This is a genomic window from Cumulibacter soli (assembly GCF_004382795.1).
Taxonomy (GTDB): domain Bacteria; phylum Actinomycetota; class Actinomycetes; order Mycobacteriales; family Antricoccaceae; genus Cumulibacter; species Cumulibacter soli.
Window position 1 is genome coordinate 347,122 of the sequence record NZ_SMSG01000004.1, and the last position, 22,099, is coordinate 369,220.

Consider the following 22,099-nt stretch of genomic DNA (forward strand, 5'->3'; position numbering starts at 1 on the left):
TCGTCATCCTGAACAGGCGAGCGAACCTTGTTCATCCTTCAAAGTCAGGATCCGCAATGCGGCAGCATCGACCTTCTCGGCGAATTGTGGATCGTTGTCATACTTCGCGAGCGCATCCGAATTCATCTCGACTGCCTGGTTCGGATCAGCGGTCAGTACGACGTCTCCGCCAGCGTCGACGAACCTGGTGAGCCGCTGCCCGACCGGTACGTCGGAGACCGAGGCTGCGGCGCCCAGATCGTCGCTCATGACAACACCGTCGAAGCCAAGATCGTCGCGGAGTAGGTCGGTGATGATCGGCGCCGAGAAGGCCGCGTTGTTATCGGGGTCGATCGAGGGATAGATAGCGGTGGAGACCATGATGATCGGCGCACCGTCGGCGATCGCAGCCTCGAACGGCGCTAGCGCCGGGTCGTCCGGGGTCGTGGTCGGATCACTGATCCCATCGGTCGTGACGTCCGTGTTTCCTTGTATACGTCCGATCCCTGGGAAATGCTTTACGGTCGGTAAAATCCCGCCGTCCTGCATCCCCTTCATGAAGGCGATCATGGGCGGAGTAACAGCATCGGGGGTGGTGCCGTACTGACGCCCAAACTGCCCGATCGGCGCGTTCGCGGCTCCAATATCGGCGGGGACGACGTCAGCGACAGGCGCGAGGTTGATGTCGATGCCAGCCTCTACTAGCGACGCGGCCCAGGTCTCCGCCTGCGTCTGCAGGTCGACCGGGTCCATCGCCGCCTGCTCAACCGCGGCGGGAATGTTCGCGACCGTGCCACCACGCAGCTGCTGAACCTCACCACCCTCCTGGTCGATAGCGACCCAGGTGTCGACGTCGCCCGACAGCTCGTGGATTTGCGCGCTGGCCGCGGCGGTTGTCTCGATACTCGGCCATCCGCCAAGCAAGAACACACCAGACGCATTACCCTCGCTGATCTGAGCGGCTGCGGCATCGACCGAATCTGGCGTCATCGCCACGAGCACGAGCTGGGCAATCTTCTCCTTCGGCGCTAGGTCCGCAGCGGTCTGCTGCGCGCAACTGAGCGGTGCGTCAGACGATGTCGGCGCGGCGGACGTCGATGCTTCAGCAGAACTCGGCGGGTTCGTTTCACTGGCACCGGCGCTGTTGGCGCCGGTGCTACTAGCGTCCGCTGAATCTGCGGACCCATCGGTGCAACCGACGAGCGTCAGCAATGCCACGGCAGTCAGTGCGGTGACGCGTTGGCGCACGGCGTACTCCTCGAATCGGCTTGAGTCCACCTTAAGCGAACCTCGTGGCCACGACGTTTGTCCTGCACCACACGCGAGCTATCCACAGCACCGGCGATTGTCCACAGCGCGCCTCGAAGAGGTTCTGATTGGTCGCTGGACGTGGTGTCGTAGCCGTATCCGAGGACCACCGACGCAAGGAGAAAAACTCGATGAGCGGACCCAAGATCGACGTTGAACAGGTGCAGGTATCGATCGGTGTCGTGGACGACGCGATCGCGCAGATGAACGCGGTCACGAGCAAGGTCCTCGCGCAGGCGGATGCCGCACAAGCGGCGATGACCGCGCCGGCGGGCCAGATCACCGCGGGCGCATTCAGCGACCTCGGCGGTGCGGGTAAAGCGCTCGCCGAGGAACTCGATCGACTACGGGTCGACCTCGGCTCGCTGATCACCGTGGCCGAGTCCGGGTCTGATCAGGCCACCGCCGCCGCACAGCAAGGAGGTCTCGCTGCCACTGTTGCCGCCGGAATCTGACTTTCTCATCGAAATATAAGGAGTGTCGTGCCCCTCATCGCCTTCAACACCGAACACATCGCCGATATCGCCAACGCCACGCAGGCCCACCGCAGCGAGTGGGACGCCATCTGGAACGGGGTGCGCAGCAAACTTGGCGACGTTATCAGCGAGGCCCTCGACGCCGCTACGGGCCTCAGCCTGGACGAACGCACCGTGAGCTATCACCAGAAGTCAGACCTCTACACGCAGCAACTGCTCGCCCGCGCACAGGCGACTGCCAGCATCGGGCAGATCGCCCAGGACACCGGGATCGCAATGGTCAAGACGCTCAGCGGCTAGCGCGCTAGCCCCGAGCCGCGGCCGCCGGTCAACGATAACGAAGCGGGCTCTGCTCGACGTTCGCGTCGTCCCCTATCCGAATGTCGGCGGCGATCGCGCCGTCCGCCCGAAGTTCGCGCAGTCGGGTGACCACGCGCTCACGCAACGCCGTGGGGCTGATCGTGTTCAGGTAGATCTTCGTGCCGCCCTCGAATCCGGCGAGGGTGGAGACGCGCCATTTGATCATGATTCGCCACGGCATGGCGACGTCGACGCCGGGCGGCTGGTGATGCCACTCCTCGTTACACGGAACGTCCGGCCCGCCCGCGGAATGCAGCGCATGCAGCAGGTCTGACATACCACGGATCTCTTGTGCCGCGTGGTCCCACGGAGCGCAGTGTTCGCTGCGCGAGAAGAGTTCAAGGGTCGGGTAACGGTGCCCGAAGCCGGCGAACGCTATCGCGTGGTCGTTCTCGGCGATGATCAGATTGTGCTCGCGCGCGTAGTCGACACCGGCCTCGTTGTAGATCTGCGGGTTGACCCGCGCCCGGCCAAGTTCCAACTCGACCTGGACTCCGCGCTCGTCGATCGCCACTACCTGCTTATGCAAATGATCGAACGAAGCGCCGGCGGGCTTGAGCCAGTTCTGGAATGCGGCAACGTATTGCGCGTGCGGATTGCGCTCGTAGAGATCACGTATCGCGTCGATGGTGAATGCGACGTACTGGTGATGCTCGTCGACGTTCAGCGTTCCAGACGACGCCAACTGAGAGTCGTTGCTTGCCTCGTCGGCGTAGTGTCGGCGCGCAACGATGACGTCGTGCGTTCCGCCGAAGAAGGCACTCGCGTCGCGCTCCAGCAGCGCGTCGTCACTGAGACCGTCGCGTTGATCGGCGCGGACCTTGGTCGTCAGCAGTTCCAACACGTGCTCGCGACCGGCGGGATCAGCGAGGTACGCCGTCATCCGGGCACGATCCGCCGCCCGGATCCGGTAGTCGTAGTTGGCGCGCCAGTACTCCAGCGGCAGAATCTCATACAGGTTCGGGATCCGGCGAAATTCAGCGAGCGAGGAAAGAACCGCACCGAGAGGTAGCCCGTGCTGACTGACCCAGCGACCAGCGGTGAGGGACACACGGGACTTCTCCGGCGGAGTCTGCACGTACCGATCGCTGCAGAACGCACAGGCCGAGGTACGCGCCGCTTCGTCCAGCGGCTTGGGTGCGACAGCGGTCAGGCCGAGCGGGCGATCCCCACGACCCGGCACCGTCCACACCTGAGTGCCGGTAAACGGGTTGACCTGCTTGAAAGTACCGTCGGCCATCTCGCGCAGATAGTCAGTAGGACCCATCGTTGCCCCTTCTGTCCCGCGTTGGGGACACACCATCGCAAGTCCCGCCTTGGGAACACACCCTCCCACGTCCCGCGCGGAACTCACCGTCGCGAGACGGGCGTTGCCAATCCAGAGTGGGGTTCGGGTTCGACAGCGGGAAGGTTTCCCTACAGTCGAACCCGAACCCCACTGTGGAACGAGAATTCCCTCGTCGGTCAGCGCACGAGCCGCGCGATGCTCAACGCACCGGCAGCGCGATGCGCGCTATCGACCGGGATGGCTCGCCGCAGGCGCTACTTAGCAGCGGCGACGAGCTCGGCGATCTGGATCGTGTTGAGCGCGGCACCCTTGCGCAAGTTGTCGTTGGAGACAAACAGCGTCAGGCCACGGCCACCGTCGACCGTCGAATCCTGACGGATCCGGCCGACGTACGACGGGTCCTGACCTGCGGCCTCCAGCGGCGTCGGCACCTCGGTGAGGACGACACCCGGCGCCGAGCCGAGTACGTCGCGCGCCTGATCCGGGGTGATCGCCTTGTCGAACTCGGCAGAGATCGACAACGAGTGTCCAGTGAATACTGGAACGCGCACGCACGTTCCAGTGACCAGCAAATCGGGGATATCGAGGATCTTGCGCGACTCGTTGCGGAGCTTCTGCTCCTCATCGGTCTCACCGGAGCCGTCATCGACGAAGTTGCCGGCCTGCGCGAGCACGTTGTACGCGATCGGCGCGACATACGTATTCGGCTGCGGGAAGGCGACTGCAGAGCCGTCGTGGGTCAGCTTCGGCCCGTCAGCGCCGACTGCAGTGACCTGCGAGGCGAGTTCTTCAACCCCAGCGAGGCCGGAGCCGGACACGGCCTGGAAGGTCGTGACGATGAGCCGACGCAGCCCGGCCGCGTCGTGCAACGCCTTGAGAACCGGCATCGCAGCCATCGTGGTGCAGTTCGGGTTAGCGATGATGCCCTTCGGAGCCTGCGTCGCGAGCGCCCCGTTGACCTCACTGACGATGAGCGGCACTTCCGGATCCAGACGCCAGGCGGACGAGTTGTCGACGACAACCGCACCCGCCGCAGCGAACTTCTCTGCGAGCGCCCTGGAGGTCGCGCCGCCGGCCGAGAACAGCGCGATGTCCAACCCGCTCAGATCGGCCGTGGACGCGTCCTCCACAGTGATCGGCTGCCCGGCGAATTCGACGGTCGATCCGGCAGAACGCGCGGAGGCGAATGCCCGCAGCGTGTTGATTCCGAACTTGCGCTCGGCCAACAGCCGCAGCATGACGCCGCCGACCTGTCCCGTCGCGCCGACTACTCCAACATTGAGTCCCATGTGCTTTACCGCCCCGTTCCCGCATGTACTTCGGCAACCTGGTCGCTACCGAGGTCGAATGCCTCGTGCAGCGCACGGACCGCCTTATCGAGATCAACATCGCGCACCAGCGCCGATAGCCGAATCTCAGAGGTCGAAATGAGTTCAATATTCACGCCCGCGGCGGCAATTGCCTCACAGAAGGTGGCAGTGACCCCCGGGTGCGAGCGCATACCTGCACCGATCAGCGAGACCTTGCCGATGTGCTCATCGAAGGTGAGCTTGTCGAAGCCGATCTCGGCCTGCTTCTTGGTCAGCGCCTCCATCGCCACCGGGCCATCGCCAATCGGCAACGTGAAGGTGATATCGGTCGTGCCAGTGCTGACCTGAGACACGTTCTGCACAACCATGTCGATGTTGATCTCGGCGTCCGCCAGGATCCGGAAGACCTTCCCTGAGGTTCCCGGCTTGTCCGCGACACCGGCAACGGTGATCTGAGCTTCGCCGCGATCGTGCGCGACGCCGGTGAGGATGGCCTCTTCCATCGGAATGTCCTCCAGGAATCCAGTAATGAGCGTGCCGACGTCGGACGTGTACGACGATCGGACCCGCAGCGGAATGTTGTTGGCACGCGCATACTCGACCGCGCGCAAATGCAGAATTTTCGCGCCCGAGGCAGCCATCTCGAGCATGTCCTCGTAGCAAACTTCGGAGCGCTTCGTGGCGTTCGGCACGATCCGCGGATCGGCCGTGTAAACGCCGTCCACGTCGCTGTAAATCTCGCAGACGTCGGCGTTCAGGCCCGCGGCCAACGCGACGGCCGTCGTGTCCGAACCACCGCGACCGAGCGTGGTGATTTCCTTAGTGTCCTGCGAGACGCCCTGGAAACCCATCACCAGCGCGATCGCGCCGTCATCGAGCGCTTGACGCACCCGTCCAGGCGTGACGTCAATGATCTTGGCCTTGCCGTGCGAGGCGTCGGTGATCACACCGGCCTGCGATCCAGTGAACGAACGCGCCTCTGCGCCGAGGTTGTGGATCGCCATGGCGACCAGTGCGTTCGAAATGCGCTCGCCGGCGGTAAGCAGCATGTCCATCTCGCGCGCCGGCGGCACGGGTGAGACCTGGGTCGCAAGATCCAGCAACTCATCGGTGCTATCGCCCATCGCCGAGCAGACAACGACCACGTCGTTACCGGCCTTGCGAGTCTCAACGATCCGCTCGGCCACCCGCTTGATGCGGTCGGCATTCTCCAGAGACGAACCGCCGTACTTCTGCACGACCAGCGCCACTCAAACACACCTCCGTATACGCAAACGACCCGTTCTATATGCGCGAGCGGGCCGTCGACCTCTAGTTGAATCTGTCCGCAGGGACCGACGGTCGCGTCCGAACCCGCAAAGGCCGATTGTACGCAGGGATCGCAGATTCTCTCCCAAAAGATCATGGAGTCCGACACATCTCACGCCGACCCAGAGCGACTCATCGAACGACGTGTCGGGCACTCGCGCTTCCTGCCCAGACGAGCGACCCCGCGGATTACTGCCCCACCGGAAGTCCCCGCGCCCGCGGATTATTGGCCGAGCGAAAGTCCCGGCGCTCGCGGATTATTGGCCGGGCGGAAGTCCCGATCCCCGCCGTCCGCCAGGCGCATACTGGCCGGGTTCGAGCGCACCTGCATCGACGGGGTCTACCGCTTCGCTCGAGTCACCAGCGCCCGCGGGTATGTCATCGTCCGACAGCCGCAGTTCGACGTCGTCACCGGTCAACCGGTACCCGCGGATCAACAGCAAGCTCACGACGAAGAACACGGCCGGCAGCACGGTGAATGCGACGACGATCGCAGTCATCGCGGGATTCCGCGGCCCATCGGCGGTGAGGCCGATACCCGGCTCATAGCTACCGATCGCCAACGCGAGCGCGAACATGCCGGTGCCGGCCGCCATCGTTACCGTGTCTATGGCGCCCCACACACCGCTGAATAGACCGATCCGGTTCACGCCGGTACGGCGGGCGTCTACGGCGGCCGTATCTGCGAGCATCGCGGACGGATACACCTGCGCCCCGGCATACCCCACACCAAGGATCGCCGTGAGCACATAGAGCGCGTACTTGCCGACCGAAGGATCGGTCGTGAGCATCACGATCGCGTCAACCACCACGGCTGCAGCCATCAGCCCAGTCGAGAATCGGAAGCCGTTCTTCTTGCCGAATCGTCGCCCGATCCGGTTCCACAACGGCATCGTCACCAGGGCCGGACCAACGAACAGCACGAAGAGGATCGATGCGCCCACATCGCTATTGAGGTAGTAGTTGGCGACGTAGTCGACCCCGGCAAGTAGGAGCCCGATCGAGATGTACTGAATCGCGTAACTGCACGCCAGGATGGTAAAGTCCCGGACCTTGATCACGCTGCGCATCTGACTCAGCAGCGAGCCCTCGTTGAACAGGACCGTCGAGCGTCGCGCATTGCGAGTACCGAAATACGCTCCCAAGACACCGATCGCGATTACTACTGCGATAAACCACCCCATCACCCGATAACCTTCGGCTCCGCCGACCGCATTTCGGATGGCTGGCGAGCCCGCGCCGCTGATCAGGATGGCGATGGCGAGGAACGCGACGCGAACGGTCTGAATCCTGGTGCGTTCGTGGTAGCTATCAGTCATTTCCGCCGGCATCGCAAGGTAAGGCACCGTGAAAACGGCGACCGCCACCGAGCACAGCGAGTAAAAAATTGCGGCCCACCACGCTCCTCCAGCCGGACTCGACGTCACCCCGCTGAACAGCAGGCCAAAACACAGCGCCAGCACCAGCCCGCCACACAGGACGTAGGTCCGCCGCGAGCCGGAGCGCACGGCGGTGCGATCACTGATTCGACCGACGATCGGACTAGTCACTACGTCCCAAATCTTGGGTGCGAACACGATGACACCGGCGAGCAGCGCCGAGATGCCGACTGTGTCCGTCAAGTACGGCAACAGCAGCAGACCGGGAACCGTACCGAAGGCGCCACTGGCGAGCGCCCCCATCGCGTAGCCACTGCGCAATCCACGCCCCAGCGATTCGTCAGCCATTCCAGCATTGTGTCCCACATCACTACTCGGCGGTAGGTGTTCTCGAGATCTACAGGATCTGGGTCACATCACGCCCCGGGTTTTCGCATCGCCGGTCACGTGCGTTATCGTGCTAGGTGATGTACCGCGCACTACTTCTCCTTAGCCGCCGCGACGAGACCTTCTAGAGGTCGGCGCTCTCGTCGCGGTGTTAGCCATGTCTGCCGGTCGAGAATTTTCCCTTTCGCATCACGCGCAATGACCCTTCGCGGCTAATCGCGTTTCTAGGAGAACTACCGCCATGAGCATCACTACCCGTTTCACCAATCCGCAGCGCCCGTCCGGCATGCCGATCAAGAAGTACGTCCCGTTCACCCCCATCGACCTGCCCGACCGCACCTGGCCGACCGCAGTCATCGAAAAGGCGCCGATCTGGTGCGCAGTCGATTTGCGCGATGGCAATCAGGCCCTGATCGACCCGATGGATACGCCCCGCAAGATGCGCATGTTCGACCTGCTGGTCAAGATGGGCTACAAGGAGATCGAGGTCGGCTTTCCGGCCGCTTCCCAGACCGACTTTGACTTCGTCCGCCGGATCATCGAAGAGAACCGCATTCCCGAAGACGTCACGATCCAGGTGCTGACGCAGGCACGCGACGAACTGATCGAACGCACCTTCGAGGCCGTGCAAGGCGCACCGCAGGCGATCGTGCATCTGTACAACTCGACGTCCACGCTGCAGCGCCGCGTCGTATTCGGCCTGGACCGCGAAGGCATTATCGATATCGCACTGAACGGCGCCCGACTGTGCAAGAAGTACGCCGAAGGCATGGGCGATACCAAGATCCGCTTCGAGTACTCGCCCGAGTCCTACACCGGCACCGAATTGGACTTCGCGGTCGAGATTTGCAATCGCGTGATGGAGGTGTGGGAACCCACGCCGGAATGGCCGGTCATCATCAACCTGCCCGCCACGGTCGAAATGGCAACGCCGAACGTGTACGCCGACTCGATCGAATGGATGAGCCGCAACCTGAACAACCGTGATTCGGTCATTCTGTCACTGCACCCCCACAATGACCGTGGCGAGGCGGTCGCGGCCTCTGAGCTGGGCTACATGGCGGGCGCGGATCGCATCGAAGGTTGCCTGTTCGGCTCGGGCGAGCGAACTGGCAACGTCTGCCTGGTGACGCTGGGCATGAACCTGTTCAGCCAGGGTGTCGACCCACAGATCGATTTCTCTGATATTGATGAGATCCGGCGTACAGCGGAGTACTGCAACCAGCTGCCGGTCAATGAGCGTCACCCATACGGCGGCGACCTGGTCTACACGGCGTTCTCCGGGTCGCACCAGGACGCCATCAAGAAGGGCTTCGAGTGGATGGACCGGGACGCCGAAGCCGCCGGCACAACTGTCGAAGACATCCCGTGGGCTGTTCCGTACTTGCCGATCGACCCCAAGGACGTCGGACGCACCTACGAGGCAGTCATTCGCGTGAACTCCCAATCGGGCAAGGGCGGCGTCGCGTACATCCTGAAGTCCGAGTACCAGATGGATCTGCCGCGACGGCTGCAGATCGAATTCTCCGGCGTCGTGCAGCAGCACACTGACTCCGAGGGCGGCGAGGTTACCCCCGAAGCCATGTGGAGCATCTTCTCCGACGAGTACCTGCCCACCAAGGACGGCGAGGCGTGGGGGCGTTACCGCCTTGTCTCGCACCGCAGTGAGTCGGTCGGCGACGGCAAGGACACCGTGTCTGTCGAGATGGTGGTAGATGGTAAGCCGGTGGTCTTGGAAGGGTCCGGGAACGGGCCTGTGTCGGCGTTCTGTCATGCACTGGAGAGCATCGGCACCGAGGTCCGCGTGCTGGACTACGCCGAACATGCGACGGGCGTCGGCTCCGATACGACGGCAGCGTCGTACGTCGAGTGCGCCATCGATGACCGCGTCCTGTGGGGTGTGGGCGTCGACCCGAACATCGTCACGGCGTCCTTCCGGGCGATCGTGTCGGCACTGAACCGTTTTGATCGCGATCAGAACCAGTAATCCTGGTTAGCGCTCGAACGTCGCGGGCGGCGTCCGGATCCGGCACACCGGATCGGGGCGCCGCCCGTTTTCTCGTCCGGAGAGTCGGGTGCCGCGTTTGGCCGTGACCGTCTACCCGGCGAGCATCGCTAATCTGCGCGTTTGGCCTCAGTCGCGGCGATCATCGACGAATAGACCTCCTTGAGTGCCCGCCGCTGCGTTGCGGTGAGACCGGGGTCGGCGTCGATGGCGGCACGCACGCCCGGCAGTTCCTCATCGTCGGGTCGCAGGTCGTCGGGATCGAGCCCGAGCGAGCGAGCAATTTGCCGCAGTACGGCCTGGGACGGCTCCCGTACCCCGTGTTCGATCTGCGACAGATACGGATTGGAGATCCCCGCCATTGATGAGAGCTGACGCATGGTCATCGAGGCGAGTTCACGCTGTTTGCGGATCATCTCGCCAAGTGGCCCACTGGAATCCTCAGTCATGTCCCTCTCCCGCTTTGCGCTACAGCCTCAATCGGTGACGCTCACTCAATCTAGTTGCGGCACGCGCGACTCGGCAGCCACCTGCATGCTTCGCTGCGTGAGTAGTAAATCTGCTGATCGCCGCAGACAGCGACCACACCAGGGCGCTACCGTGAAGTGGTGAGCCAGATCACCTGAATAAGGTTAGCATCATCTGCTAACCCTGCTAACCTGGATGACGCAAGGGCGACGAACTCGCCGCCTGGATCAACCAATGGAGGAACCATGGTCGCCGCCAACGCTAAGAACGAACTGCCAAAGATCGACTTCGACGCCGCCGCCGAGCGCATCCGCAGCCTGAACGAGCAGGTTATCGAGCAGGCCAAGAAGCAGGGTAACACCAGCCTCGACGCCTGGGAGAAGGCCCTGCAGTCGGTTGTTGATTTCGAGAAGAAGGCCGCCGATGCCACTCAGCTCGACTTCGTGAAGGCGCTCACCGATGCGCACGTCACGTTCCTGAGCTCGGCTTCGGACGCCTACCTGAAGGCCGCGCGCGACCTGCTCAAGTAAGCACGTCGCACACCAACCGTGCCCGCCAGCGAACACGCTGGCGGGCACGGTGGCGTCTGGCCACGAATTACTGCCCCGCGTGCGAGACGGGGCAGGGTCTAGGCGCTGCGGCTGATCCGGCGGCGCGCAGTCTTCTGCTCAGTGTCGACGTCCTCCCGAGCCTCGCGTTCCAGGAACTCCCGGATTAGGTCGGCAGAGAGTTTTGGCTTCTCCATCAGGAACAAGTGGCCACCGCCCTTGATTTCTTGGTATTCGCAATCGGGGATTCGCTTGGAAATGACCCAGCACGTCAATGGGTTCGTGATTGGGTCCTCGTCGCCGGCGAGCACCAAGGTCGGCATCCGAAGCGTCGGCAGGTACCAGAAACTACTGAACGTGCTCGCGGTCGTCAACTGCGCAAAGTACCCGGGGATCGATGGCCGCATCTGATGCCGCAGGTTGGATTGTTCGGCCACGAGTTCACTGCCGGCATGCGCGTCGCCGCCGTACAAGAATGGCGCGATCATCGCCATGTACGAGCGCGAGTAGTAGCGCAATGGGGTCGCGAGCACAGATAGCGCCAAAGGATTGCCGAAGGTGACACCGATTCCTGCGGTCGTTCCGGCGAGTATCAGTCGCCGTACCCGCTGCGGGTACCGGAACGCGAACTCCTGAGACACCATGCCGCCGAACGACAAGCCGAGGACGTCGACGCGGTCGAAGCCCAACTCGTCGAGTACGGCATCGAGGGTCTCGGCATACTTGTTCATGAACCAGGGCGGCCACGGGACAGTGGAGGCGCCGGCACCTGGATTGTCGAGCGTAATGACCGTATAGCCCTTGAGTTCGGATACGAGCGGAGCCCACAGGTCAAGTCCGGCGCCGAGCCCGTGCACCAACAGCAGCGGCGGACCCTCCCCGGTCACATTGACGCGTACGTGTACGTCGCCAACCCGGATCAGCTCGCCGGGAACGCGCTGACTGCGCGGCGTCGTGCTCGTCAGGGAGGTCATTCCGGGTCTCGAATCTGTCGATGTAGGCATCACATGCCGGTGGCTTAATGTAGGCCCCGTTCACCTAAATGGGGAGCGCGAACCGGCAAACAGCTACCTTGTCGTCACCGAAATGCAACCTACGCCATGGCCTAGTGGCGCTCCGCGTCGACTTCGACGTACTCGGCGACGCCGTAGATTTCACTGCGAACACGACGTGGGGGCCTCGCATTAAGCGAGGCCCCCACGCGGTTAGTTCCTAGCCGTTAGTCGGCCTTTTCCTCCATGCGCTGTAGGCGACGAGCGGCGGCGTCACGGCCACCGATGCCGAATGCGAGCGCGGCGGCGAGGCCGGCGCTCACTACCAGCGCACCGAACGCCAGGTTCACGATCGAGTCTGCGAGGCCCATGTAGCGCAGCCCAATCGCAGCGAACAGCACCAGAATGCCGTACTTCGCGATCTGCCGAGCCGTGCCGTCGAACATCCGGCTAATCACCTGAGCGATCAGGTAGCCGGCGGCGATAATCGCTACACCAAACAGAACTCGACCGCCGATGCGCAGCACTTCGTCGAGAATCGCGGTTATCTCGGGGAAACCAAGCATCCGAGTCGCCGCGACCGCGAAGAACATCATGATCGCAATCTTCGCCACCATGGTCAGCAACGACGAAGCGCTACGTCCCTCAGGAAGCAATTCGAGGTTGTTGGCGGCGCGATCCGTGCCCGCGGCGCGCAAGGCCGGCTCCAGCAGGCCACCCACGAAGCGAGCAATCACATATCCCAGTCCGAGGATGATTCCCGCAGCGAGAATGAGCGGAATCGCGTTCAGGATGATGTTGAGCATTTCTTCTGCCGGATCAGAGATCGCCGATATACCCAGAATCTGCAACGCGGCAATACCAACAACGATCAAAATGATACCGAATAGCACGGATCCCACGATGGAGGAGATCCGCATGGGCTCCTTACCGCCGTCACGCCGCGGCCCGGTGACCGGAGCCTGAGCGGGAGTCCACTGCGGCTGCGTCGGGGCGGGCTGGCCAAACTGAGCGGGCGCCGCACCTGCATTCTGTGGAGCCTGACCCGCAGTTGGTCCACCTGCCGCGAACTGACCAGCGGGCTGCGCGCCGGGCGCATCGTCCCCGGACGGCGGCGCGGTCGGGTGAGCCGGCGCGGGCGGCGCCGATTGCGCACCAGCAGCAGAGTCACCCGATTCGCCAGCGCTGAGTTTCCCTAAGTAGCGGTCGACGTTCGCGGCGCGCAAGGCTGTCTCGACCAGTTGCCGCACAACCTTGGCCACCATGAAGCCAACGAAGAACACAAACCCGGCGCCGATCACGTTCGGCAAGTACTGCATGACCGTATGCAGCATCGTGGAGATGGGCTCCAACACCGGTGTGAGTGCGAATACCTGGAGGATCGCAACGAGGCCGAATAGCCAAACTAGGAGCGATCCGATCTGTCCGACGGAGTCACCTAGGTTTCCGCCGTCCTGGTTCTGCCTCTGCAGCGCAGGAACCTTGCTCACGAGTTTTCCGATCGCCCACTTCACTCCCTTGGCGAGGAAGTAGGTGATGACAAGGATCAATAGAGCTATGACCACCTTCTGGACCATGTCGGCCCAGTCAAAGCGGTCCCAGAAATCGTTCACGTCGTGCTCAACTCCTTGAGTAAGTCGCGATGGTGGTCGACGGCCGCAGCCTCCAATCTGCGGACACCCGCCGGGGCGCCGATTCGATCCAGCGCCGTCCATGCAGGTCGGATTTCCTACATGTATGCGAACGAATGGCTCGCCTACCCGGAGGCTATCGCCAGTAACCGCCATACACGCATGAGATCAAGAAATCCAAACATTCTGCTTACCTGCGCTTTACCCCGTAGAGACCACGTCGACATGACTAGACCGGGGCTCAGCCTCGCGGCCCGAGCCCCGGCCCGTCAGACGGTCATGTGCCGCTAACGCCTTGCACCTGCATAGGCAGCCGTAGCGCCCAAGACAATCGCACCGACACAAACGAACCATAGCAATGCGAGAGGCATCCCCGTAGTGGGCAAGACCCCACCGGCGTACGACGCATCCGCGTTCACGCCGACGACCGCAGGGTCGCCGTCTGCATCTGACGATGCAACCTCAATCGAGATATTGCTTGAGATCGAGCCTCCATATCCTGCCGAGGCTCCGATCACGGCATAATGATCGATCGATCCAGCTATGCGGAGGGTGCCGGAGTCCCCAACACCTGTCCCTTCACCGCTGCCGGCAGAATCGCCGCCGGCACCGTTAGCGTCATCACCGTCTCCGGTCGATCCGTTGCCGTCAGCAGGGTTACTACCGCCGGTCGTATTGTCAGTGGATCCGTCTCCGTTGGTTCCACTGGAGCCGTCGGAGCCGTTGGAATCACCCGAATTGTCATCGCCACCAACGCTGTCGTCCGGACTCCCGGTGTCGCCATCGCCTCCGGTATCTCCATCATTGTTGGATTCCCCGGAATCGTCTCCATCCGACCCATTATTGATAGTCGACAGCGAATCGCGGACTTCTAGGGATACCGTTAGTTCCCGGTCGTTCGGCGTGGCGATCTCAGCGGTGACTGCGATGGCATCACCAGCGTCGCCATCCGTTGGCGCACCCTGATCGCCGTCCGTTGGCGCACCGTGCTCGCCGTCATCAGCGGGCGTGTCGTGAACACCGTCAGAACCTCCGTCGCCAGCTGGGCCCTCGACCACCGCGAGCGAGAGATCGCCGACCACCGGAAGGTCGATCGTTAAGCCTCCCGAGGTTTGGTCATTCGGTTCGCCTTGACCGTTTTCGTTGGCATCGCTGTCGTCTGGAGTTCCCTGATCGTCATCATTCGGCGCGCTCTGTTCACCATCGTTAGGGCCACCCGGCTCACCATCGCCGGAGCCCGCGTCACCTGTCAGATCCGACAGATCCGGCAAACCGGGCAACGTCAAGTCCGGAAGACCCGGCACACCCGGCAGACCAGGCAGACCCGGCAGACCCGGCACATCCGAACCACCATCACCGGGAACACCAGGCACAGTCGGCAATCCCACCGAGTCAATCAAATCCGACAAATCCGGAAGACCAGGCAGACCCGGCAGACCCGGCACATCCGAACCACCATCACCGGGAACACCAGGCACAGTCGGCAATCCCACCGAGTCAATCAAATCCGACAAATCCGGAAGACCAGGCAGACCCGGCAGACCCGGCACATCCGAACCACCATCACCGGGAACACCAGGCACAGTCGGCAATCCCACCGAGTCAATCAAATCCGACAAATCCGGAAGACCAGGCAGACCCGGCAGACCCGGCACATCCGAACCACCATCACCGGGAACACCAGGCACAGTCGGCAGCTCCACCGAGTCAATCAGATCCGACAGATCCGGCAAACCAGGCAACGTCAAATCTGGCACACCCGGCAGACCAGGCAGACCCGGCAGACCCGGCACATCCGAACCACCATCACCGGGAACACCNCGGCACAGTCGGCAACTGACCATCACCATCAGGCACACCAACCGTGCCCACCACCGGCAACGTCACCGCACCAGACGGCACACCACCATCCAACGGCACATCCACCGCAACACCAACCGGCACACCCTCAGGACCAATCCAATCCGACACCCAGACCCCACCAGGGCCCACCATCACATCAAAATCATCCTGAACACCCAGCACATCCAACTCCTTACCAACCGTCACACCCTCAGGCACAACGCCAGCATGAACCGAACCCACACCAGGAACCGGAACACTCACCACACCTGACCCCGCGGTATCTGGGGACTCTGGCGCATTCGGAGTGTCCGGCGCATCGGGGGTATCTGACGCGTCATCGCCCGGGATGTTCGGCATCTCAGGCACCTCAGGATCCGACAGGCCCAAGGAGTCCGTCACGTCCGACAGGTCTGGAAGCTCAGGCACACCCGGCAATTGGCCAGGACCTTCGCCGTCGCCACCACCCGGGTTAGCACCATCGTCGCTCGGGGTGCCTGAATCGCCCTGGGAACCATCATCGGGCTGACCTGGGTTCGAGTCCCCCGGACTGTTCCCCGGGTTCGCCTGATCATTTCCAGCATCAGGCGGGCCCGCGGGAGTTCCGCCGTCCGGGCTCTCGACGCTCGAGCCTTCATCATCGCCGCCCGGTTCACCCGGGCTTGCGCCCGTCGGATCTCCGCCGTCTTCGGGACTACCGCCGACATCAACGGTCGCCGTATTGCCAGAGATGTCTACTGGCGCGTTCAACTCCACGTCCGGGAGTTTCACTTCCGGGAGTTTCACGTCCGGAAGCTTTATGTCGGGCAGCTTCACTTCCGGCACCGCACCGCCGGTATCGCAACCGCAATCGGCGACGCCTGACGACCCGCTACCAGGACCTGAATTACCAGTTTCGGACGATTCTATTTCTGCTGAAATCGGGACGGGCGCTTCAGCTGAATCATTGCCGTCATCGGCGCTCGCCACCCCCATTCCCAGCAGCATAAAACCACCCACAAAGAACGCTCCCTGAGCGTATCTAATGAATCGCTTTTCCATTTCGAGTTTCTCGCATTCCAAAATTCAATCTACGAATAACAGCCACAACGCATTCGTTGCAGGAGTGCAGACCAAACAGCTCACCCCTAAGGGATCGCGCTCTGCGAGAAACTAGTCCGGGGTACTGCCCGGTTCAGCGGCCGGCGAAGACGCCGCGCCGTGGTTTCGCACGTCTACTCGTGTGGACGCTGCGGCGCCCGAATGCGCCGCAGCATCGAGGACTCCATTGAACTGATTGTCATGCCCGCTCGGCATCACGTGCGACCCGCTGGGGAACGCCAGCGAGGGCCAGCCGTCGTCACCGGGCTGAGCGGCCGACTCAAGCACGCTAGGTCCATCGCTCAACCCGAGGGACGTTGTGCGCGTGTTCGGGTCGTCGACGGAATCAACGCTCACCTCAAGCGCTTCGACCGCTTCATGCTCGGCGGCCGTCTCCCGCACCGATGGCGTCACCGTGACCGACGCGGGCAGGTCGGCGAGGGCATCCGCAGGATCGCCGCCCTCGTCCGCAAGCGCCACTACCGAGGGGGACTCGGCGATGTCGGCAACGTCGATCGCAACGGGCGGCGGAAAGACCGTCGAACCGACCACATCACTCAGCACCGGACCCAGACCACTCAGGTCAAGGACTGGGGACACGGTCTGGTCCACGACATTCAGCACGTCGGCGGCCAACTGCGGCGTCACTGTGGTCACGGTGTCCACGACAACGCCTACCAGGTCGACAGTTCCCGCAACGAGTGGCTCGATGACAGAACTTACCGCGGACACTGGATCGTCAAGGTCCAGGTTGGCGGCCGCGGCGACGACACTGGTCGTGACGTGACCTACCGACTGAACAACGCCACCCGCAGCGGGGACCACCGCGTCAATCACCGTGGTTACAGGAGCCGTCAAATCGGCATCGAGTCCCGCCTTCGCGAGGACGTGGTCGACTGTCCCGGCGGCGTCGTCAACGTTCACGTCGTCAGCAGCGACGGCCGAGGCTACATCGCCCTCGGATTCCGGCTGCTGCGACCGCGCGTCGACGTCGTCGGCTTGTTCGCTCACTGCCGAAGCCTCAGGCTCCGCCGAGTCGACCGTTACTTCAGCGATATCCGCCGGATCCACCGTGTCCACCACGGTTTCGACGGTGCTCAACAACTCGTGCGACAGTTCACTCACCGCGACCGCTGAATCAGCAACCACGCCTTCGACCGACGAACCACCGTCGGTAGCTTGGGGATCGAGCGGTACATCAGCATTCGCGTCTATCGATCCATCCGGGACGCCTGACACCGGCTCGGATTCAGTCGGCGGCTGCCCGTCGCCGGTCCCAGGAACCACCGTCGCGTTCTCGCCGATTTTCGCCAACTCGTCGGTGCTCGATGGCGCATTGTCGGCGCTCTGGCTCGAGTCCGCGGCTGGCTGGTCACCGTTTGGCTCTTGCAGCTCGTTGGTCGGCGTCGTCGCCAGCGTGAGGTCGGCCGCGTCCTCGACGACGTCCTGTAGGAGAGGCGTCGGTTCGGTTTCGATCGACTCAGCACTCGCTGTGCCCGAAGACAGAATCAACCAACCGAGCACCAACGAGAAGCCGAAGAAGAACCAGGTGAGCGCACGCCGAATCGCCGACCTAGAGGGTGTCTTCTCTAGGTCGCCGTTGGTCATCACCGCGGCTGCGTGCACGGCGTCAACGCCACCTCATGGTGCGTAAGGTATTCCGTTAACCGACGACGAAACAACCCCTAATAGGAAATAAATCTAGAACAATTAGTTTGTTATGGGTTGAACATTTCCGCGCCTCAGGTCAATTGTTCGGACGACCTATTCAGGTGCTTTCACGAACGCGTCACCACGAAACCCCCGGACCCACTCCTCGTAAGGAGGCGGCTCCCGAAACCGATCCATCGATGACGAAACAGCCAGATCGCAGCTATATGCGCCATCCAGAGATCTGCTGCTCAGTTGAATCGCTGGAGGTACTCGACTGTTCGTCGTTCGGCCGCTAGCGGCGACCCAGCAAACCCCGCACTGCGGAGGTTCTGCGCCATTCGCTTCTCGTTCACCTCCGCGCCGCTCTCGCGCAACTGACAGTTCGTGCGGAGCACCTCCCCCGCGAGATGAACGACTTCGCACTTCGCGCCATCCCGATTGCCATCGTCCCGCCGACCTTGGTCGATCCCTGGAACGCACGGATATGACGGCGATGCTCGGACCAGAGTCAATCGGGCGCAACGTAAACAGTTTGTTTCGCGGCGATCACGCTGCCGGTTCGGACCTATAATTGGGATCGCAAAAGCGAGAATCCAGGAGGTGCAGATGAACGCCGTTCCGCCTGCCCGATTCCTACCGATCGGAGCCGCCAGCTCGACGCGGCGAGGCGCGATAAGCAGACGCACTCACGGGCATGCCGTCCGGTGGGTCCACGACCTTCTTCGGCACGAGTTGAGGTCGAGCGCGTTTCCAGATCAAGCATTGCCCAGCGAGTACACGCTCATCAAGACGTATGACGTCAGCCGTGGCACAGTGCGGCGAGTCATGGAAATGTTGGCTGAAGAAGGTCTCATTGAGCGGCTCCGCGGCACCGGGACGTTCAGTCTGAGCCCCACCATCGTCCGTCATGGACTGGACATCTCTCAGGATTTTGCGCAGGAGGTCAATGAGACCGGAACCCGCGCCACGATCTTCCGCACCCATGTCGAGCGTCACCGTGCGACCGATTTCATCGCCGCGAAACTCGACATCGACGCGGAGGACGACATCGTCATCGTCGAGACTACGACCTACCTCGACGGGTTTCCGTTCAGTCGGCGTACGGCGTTCATGCCGTGCGTGATCTTTGCGGATCAGAGTCCGGAGTCGATCGACTTCAACCGCTCACCGTACGAGATCCTGGGTGAGTTGACGGGCCAGTGCGTCGGTGTGACCCGGATCAGCATCAGCGCCGCCGTCGCGGATGAGTCAACGGCCGCGATACTCGGCATTCCGGTCGGCGCACCGACGCTGGACACGAACCGGGTTATCTTCGATTCGCGCGACAGGCCGATCGAATACAGCCTGTCGCGGGCGCGTTCGGATCGGGTGTCCTTCGAAGTCACGATGGAATCGCGAACCGCGAAGGACACCGAGCCTCACTGAGAACGCTGTGTTCCTGCGCTCGTACCGCGGCGCCGATGGGTCTCGCCGACCCCGAGTGCGGAGATCGCGACCACCGCGAAAACAACCATGCACGCTGCGATGCCGAATGCCGTTCCAGGTCCCGCCAATAGCGCGCCGAGTACGACGGGCATCAGCGAGAACCCGATATCGCGCGATAACCGCATGCCTGCCACCCCGACCTCGGGCCGATCGGCCAGGTCTACGACCGTCGTCGGCAGTACTCCCATGAAGATGCCGCCCGCGATCCCGAACGGAACCGTCGTCGCAAGAAACACCCACTGCTGTGCGCTCAGGTATGCGATCAACAGTCCGAGCGCGCCGAGGCCACCTGCGATGGCGCCGCCGATGACGATGGGCCGCCTACCGATCCGGTCCGACGATGAACCGGCGATGCGGGCGACCACGGCCTCGATCAAGAACGTCGCGAAGATGAACAGACCGACGGCGAACGTCGCCATTCCCATCATGGTGGCGGCGAGCAGTGGCACGACCGTCAGGACGACCGCCCCGCGCATCCCCTGCCCAATCGCCGCCGTGCCGAGCGCGACCAGTGAGCGAGGTCGCGTCAGGCCGGGAAGATGCGGCGCGCTGATCCGTGGTCGGACCCCGCTGGGCATCGCCGGGAGCAATAGCGCGCCAGCCGCGCACGCCACGGCGATCACCGCACAGATCAGGAAAGCGATCCGCAGCCCAAGGATCCCCGGCCAGATGGCGACCACACCCCCGCCGAGCACCGGGGCCACCATCGCACCGACGATCTGGGCCGCCTGGAAGTCTCCCAGCGACTTCCCGAATCCGCCGTCCTGGCTCAACCGCAGCGCTATCTCCGGTCCCGCTGCCGCGTACAGACATAAACCCACACCCTGCAACAGGCGAGCGCCCTCCATCGTCGCGAACGTGGGCGCGAAGGTGGTGGCGATCGAACCGACCGCCCACAGCGCCATGCCGATCACGATGCAACGGCGCGGCTCAAGGTATGGCAGGGCGCGGGTCCCAAAGATATCCCCGATCAGCACAACCATGGTGAGCGAGGCGACCGAAACACCTGCGGCGAACTCACTGGCCCCCAGCTCGATCGCCAGGGGCGCGGTGAGTGCCGCAGTGAACCCGGTGGCCAGGCCGCATGCCGCGGTCAACGCGAGAAATACCAGTCGGACGCGAACGCCGTTCGGGATCGGGTGCCGGATGATCGTCGAAGCCGGTTGGGCTGCGAACTCTCCGGCCGCCGTCATCAGGCAGCAGGGCGGGCGAGGTGCCAGGCAGTGCCGCGCTGGTAGGTGTCGCCGGCACGAAGTACGGTGGCCTCATCGAATGGTCGCCCGACAATCTGCAATGACAGCGGCAGATCCTTGGAGTCGAAGCCCATCGGCACCGACAGCGCCGGATTGCCCAATGCGTTCCAGTAACCGGTGTGGGTCGTGGAGAACTGCCAACCACCGTCGAGTAGATCCGCCAGCGCCGGAGCGGACGAGCTCGTGGTCGGGGTCAGGATCAGGTCATAGTTCGACCACAGCTCATCAGCTGCGAGCTTCCGGGCGTGACGCCGTACCCGCTGGGCCTGTACGTAATCCGCGCCGGTGAAGAACGCGCCCGAAGCGACCCCGGTCCGGGTCGAGTTGAAATAGTCGCCCCAACGCGATTGCAGATCGGGAAGGTGGTAACTCAGGGCCTCGCAGCGAGACGTGATGCGGCACGCTGCCGCGACCTCGGCGTACAGCGGCAACCTGGTTTCCTCGACCCTCGCGCCCGCGGCCTGGAAGAGCGCGACTGCAGCGGCCAGCGCCTCGTCGACCGCCGATTCGCGGTCGGGGTTGGTCGCCAGCAGTGGGTCGATGCCGATCCTGAGTCCGCCGACGTCACCGCTCAGTGCGTCGAGATAGTCGACGACGGGTACGTCCTGCGTCGTGGGATCGGATTGGTTGGCCCCGGCGAGAGCGTTGAGCATCAGCGCGCAGTCGGCCGCAGAGGCGGCCATCGGCCCGATGTGATCGAGCGAGTAACCCAGCGGGACGCAACCGGACTTCGGTACCCGGCCGAAGGTGGCCTTGAGTCCGGAGATACCGCAGTACGCCGCAGGTAGCCGGATCGAGCCGCCGGTGTCGGTGCCCAGTCCGCCGAGCATGGCACCGGCGACGACGCCGTTGCCGGTGCCCGAGGACGAGCCGCCGGTCCAGTGCTCCGAGTTCCACGGGTTGCGCGGCACGGGGAAAGGTTTGGACGGGTCGGGGATTCCGGTGGCGAACTCCATCGTGGTGGTCTTCCCGGTGATCAGCGCGCCGTGATCGCGTAGTCGACGGACGACCTCGGCGTCCCCCTGCCGCTCCCCCCATCCACGATCGAGGACCAACGACTGGGCCGTTGTCTCGCCTTCGCTGGTGGAGATGATGTCCTTGATGCCCAGCGGTAGACCGAGCATCGGCGGTGTCTGGCCGCCGGCCGCGAACTGGGCGTCCGCCTTGGCTGCGGTTTCGAGGAGTTGGGCATCGAAGCGCCGCATGTAGATGCCGAGGTCCTCGTCCTTCGCGGTGGCCGCTGCGATCGCTGCCTCGGCGAGTTCGGTCGCGCTCACCGCTCCGTCTTTGAGGGCAGCCGCCGCGGTGGTCATCGTGTAGATCTCATTGGTCATCGAATTCCTGCTT

Annotated in this window: 17 protein-coding genes; 5 read left to right on the forward strand and 12 right to left on the reverse strand. The window is 63.3% G+C overall.

Going from position 1 to position 22,099, the window contains the following annotated elements; genetic code table 11:
* Window positions 1-3 precede the first annotated feature (3 nt).
* Entirely contained in the window at window positions 4-1,257 is a 1,254-nt protein-coding gene (locus tag E1H16_RS10950) for a glycoside hydrolase family 3 N-terminal domain-containing protein (RefSeq protein WP_134323909.1), read from the reverse strand.
* A 161-nt stretch (window positions 1,258-1,418) separates the two neighbouring features.
* Here E1H16_RS10950 and E1H16_RS10955 point away from each other — a divergent pair, with 161 nt between their 5' ends.
* Together E1H16_RS10955 and E1H16_RS10960 are read left to right on the forward strand one after the other, a co-directional pair.
* Window positions 1,419-1,742, forward strand: a complete 324-nt coding sequence (locus E1H16_RS10955) for a hypothetical protein (RefSeq protein WP_134323910.1) — start codon at window positions 1,419-1,421, stop codon at window positions 1,740-1,742.
* Window positions 1,743-1,769: 27 nt separating this feature from the next.
* On the forward strand, window positions 1,770-2,063 hold the full coding sequence (locus E1H16_RS10960) for a hypothetical protein (RefSeq protein WP_134323911.1): 294 nt from the start codon (window positions 1,770-1,772) through the stop codon (window positions 2,061-2,063).
* A gap of 28 nt (window positions 2,064-2,091) precedes the next feature.
* Here E1H16_RS10960 and E1H16_RS10965 read toward each other — a convergent pair whose 3' ends face one another.
* The 4 genes from E1H16_RS10965 to E1H16_RS10980 all read right to left on the reverse strand — a co-directional run bounded on the left by E1H16_RS10965 (window position 2,092) and on the right by E1H16_RS10980 (window position 7,756).
* Entirely contained in the window at window positions 2,092-3,390 is a 1,299-nt protein-coding gene (locus tag E1H16_RS10965) for a DUF4921 family protein (RefSeq protein ID WP_208379000.1), read from the reverse strand.
* 275 nt (window positions 3,391-3,665) lie between these two features.
* Window positions 3,666-4,700: an aspartate-semialdehyde dehydrogenase gene (locus E1H16_RS10970; RefSeq protein WP_134323912.1), complete on the reverse strand. Its 1,035-nt coding sequence runs from the start codon at window positions 4,698-4,700 to the stop codon at window positions 3,666-3,668.
* Window positions 4,701-4,705: 5 nt separating this feature from the next.
* A complete protein-coding gene (locus tag E1H16_RS10975; protein WP_134323913.1) occupies window positions 4,706-5,971 on the reverse strand; it encodes an aspartate kinase in 1,266 nt (421 codons plus the stop codon).
* A gap of 315 nt (window positions 5,972-6,286) precedes the next feature.
* Window positions 6,287-7,756: an MFS transporter gene (locus E1H16_RS10980; protein ID WP_134323914.1), complete on the reverse strand. Its 1,470-nt coding sequence runs from the start codon at window positions 7,754-7,756 to the stop codon at window positions 6,287-6,289.
* Between the two features lie 280 nt (window positions 7,757-8,036).
* Here E1H16_RS10980 and leuA point away from each other — a divergent pair, with 280 nt between their 5' ends.
* A complete protein-coding gene (gene leuA / locus E1H16_RS10985; protein ID WP_134323915.1) occupies window positions 8,037-9,782 on the forward strand; it encodes a 2-isopropylmalate synthase in 1,746 nt (581 codons plus the stop codon).
* Between the two features lie 128 nt (window positions 9,783-9,910).
* Here leuA and E1H16_RS10990 read toward each other — a convergent pair whose 3' ends face one another.
* Window positions 9,911-10,249 carry a helix-turn-helix domain-containing protein gene (locus E1H16_RS10990; protein ID WP_134323916.1) on the reverse strand — a complete coding sequence of 113 codons (339 nt, stop codon included), beginning with the start codon at window positions 10,247-10,249 and terminating at the stop codon, window positions 9,911-9,913.
* 264 nt (window positions 10,250-10,513) lie between these two features.
* Between E1H16_RS10990 and E1H16_RS10995 the strand changes: the two genes are divergently transcribed.
* Window positions 10,514-10,798, forward strand: coding sequence for a hypothetical protein (locus E1H16_RS10995; RefSeq protein WP_134323917.1), 285 nt, complete (start codon window positions 10,514-10,516; stop codon window positions 10,796-10,798).
* 98 nt (window positions 10,799-10,896) lie between these two features.
* Here E1H16_RS10995 and E1H16_RS11000 read toward each other — a convergent pair whose 3' ends face one another.
* From E1H16_RS11000 to E1H16_RS11020, 4 genes are all read right to left on the reverse strand, one after another.
* Window positions 10,897-11,790 carry an alpha/beta fold hydrolase gene (locus E1H16_RS11000; RefSeq protein ID WP_166741722.1) on the reverse strand — a complete coding sequence of 298 codons (894 nt, stop codon included), beginning with the start codon at window positions 11,788-11,790 and terminating at the stop codon, window positions 10,897-10,899.
* Between the two features lie 245 nt (window positions 11,791-12,035).
* Window positions 12,036-13,421 carry a mechanosensitive ion channel gene (locus E1H16_RS11005; RefSeq protein ID WP_208379001.1) on the reverse strand — a complete coding sequence of 462 codons (1,386 nt, stop codon included), beginning with the start codon at window positions 13,419-13,421 and terminating at the stop codon, window positions 12,036-12,038.
* Window positions 13,422-13,726: 305 nt separating this feature from the next.
* Window positions 13,727-15,196: a hypothetical protein gene (locus E1H16_RS11010; protein WP_134323919.1), complete on the reverse strand. Its 1,470-nt coding sequence runs from the start codon at window positions 15,194-15,196 to the stop codon at window positions 13,727-13,729.
* Between the two features lie 1,237 nt (window positions 15,197-16,433).
* On the reverse strand, window positions 16,434-17,987 hold the full coding sequence (locus E1H16_RS11020) for a hypothetical protein (RefSeq protein WP_134323921.1): 1,554 nt from the start codon (window positions 17,985-17,987) through the stop codon (window positions 16,434-16,436).
* Window positions 17,988-18,620: 633 nt separating this feature from the next.
* Here E1H16_RS11020 and E1H16_RS11025 point away from each other — a divergent pair.
* Entirely contained in the window at window positions 18,621-19,439 is an 819-nt protein-coding gene (locus E1H16_RS11025) for a GntR family transcriptional regulator (protein WP_134323922.1), read from the forward strand.
* Here the strand turns inward: E1H16_RS11025 and E1H16_RS11030 are convergent.
* Window positions 19,433-20,692: an MFS transporter gene (locus tag E1H16_RS11030; RefSeq protein WP_134323923.1), complete on the reverse strand. Its 1,260-nt coding sequence runs from the start codon at window positions 20,690-20,692 to the stop codon at window positions 19,433-19,435. The genes E1H16_RS11025 and E1H16_RS11030 overlap by 7 nt on opposite strands.
* Window positions 20,692-22,086 (reverse strand): amidase, encoded by a 1,395-nt coding sequence (locus tag E1H16_RS11035; protein ID WP_134323924.1) that lies wholly within the window; start codon window positions 22,084-22,086, stop codon window positions 20,692-20,694. The genes E1H16_RS11030 and E1H16_RS11035 overlap by 1 nt, the downstream gene beginning before the upstream one ends.
* Window positions 22,087-22,099 lie beyond the last annotated feature (13 nt).

Bases quoted from the DNA above. Each gene is read 5' to 3' on its own strand.
- E1H16_RS10955 (WP_134323910.1), top strand. From the start codon at position 1,419: ATGAGCGGACCCAAGATCGACGTTGAACAGGTGCAGGTATCGATCGGT.
- E1H16_RS10965 (WP_208379000.1), bottom strand. From the start codon at position 3,390: ATGGGTCCTACTGACTATCTGCGCGAGATGGCCGACGGTACTTTCAAG.
- E1H16_RS10970 (WP_134323912.1), bottom strand. From the start codon at position 4,700: ATGGGACTCAATGTTGGAGTAGTCGGCGCGACGGGACAGGTCGGCGGC.
- E1H16_RS10980 (WP_134323914.1), bottom strand. From the start codon at position 7,756: ATGGCTGACGAATCGCTGGGGCGTGGATTGCGCAGTGGCTACGCGATG.
- leuA (WP_134323915.1), top strand. From the start codon at position 8,037: ATGAGCATCACTACCCGTTTCACCAATCCGCAGCGCCCGTCCGGCATG.
- E1H16_RS10990 (WP_134323916.1), bottom strand. From the start codon at position 10,249: ATGACTGAGGATTCCAGTGGGCCACTTGGCGAGATGATCCGCAAACAG.
- E1H16_RS10995 (WP_134323917.1), top strand. From the start codon at position 10,514: ATGGTCGCCGCCAACGCTAAGAACGAACTGCCAAAGATCGACTTCGAC.
- E1H16_RS11000 (WP_166741722.1), bottom strand. From the start codon at position 11,790: ATGACCTCCCTGACGAGCACGACGCCGCGCAGTCAGCGCGTTCCCGGC.
- E1H16_RS11025 (WP_134323922.1), top strand. From the start codon at position 18,621: ATGAACGCCGTTCCGCCTGCCCGATTCCTACCGATCGGAGCCGCCAGC.
- E1H16_RS11030 (WP_134323923.1), bottom strand. From the start codon at position 20,692: ATGACGGCGGCCGGAGAGTTCGCAGCCCAACCGGCTTCGACGATCATC.
- E1H16_RS11035 (WP_134323924.1), bottom strand. From the start codon at position 22,086: ATGACCAATGAGATCTACACGATGACCACCGCGGCGGCTGCCCTCAAA.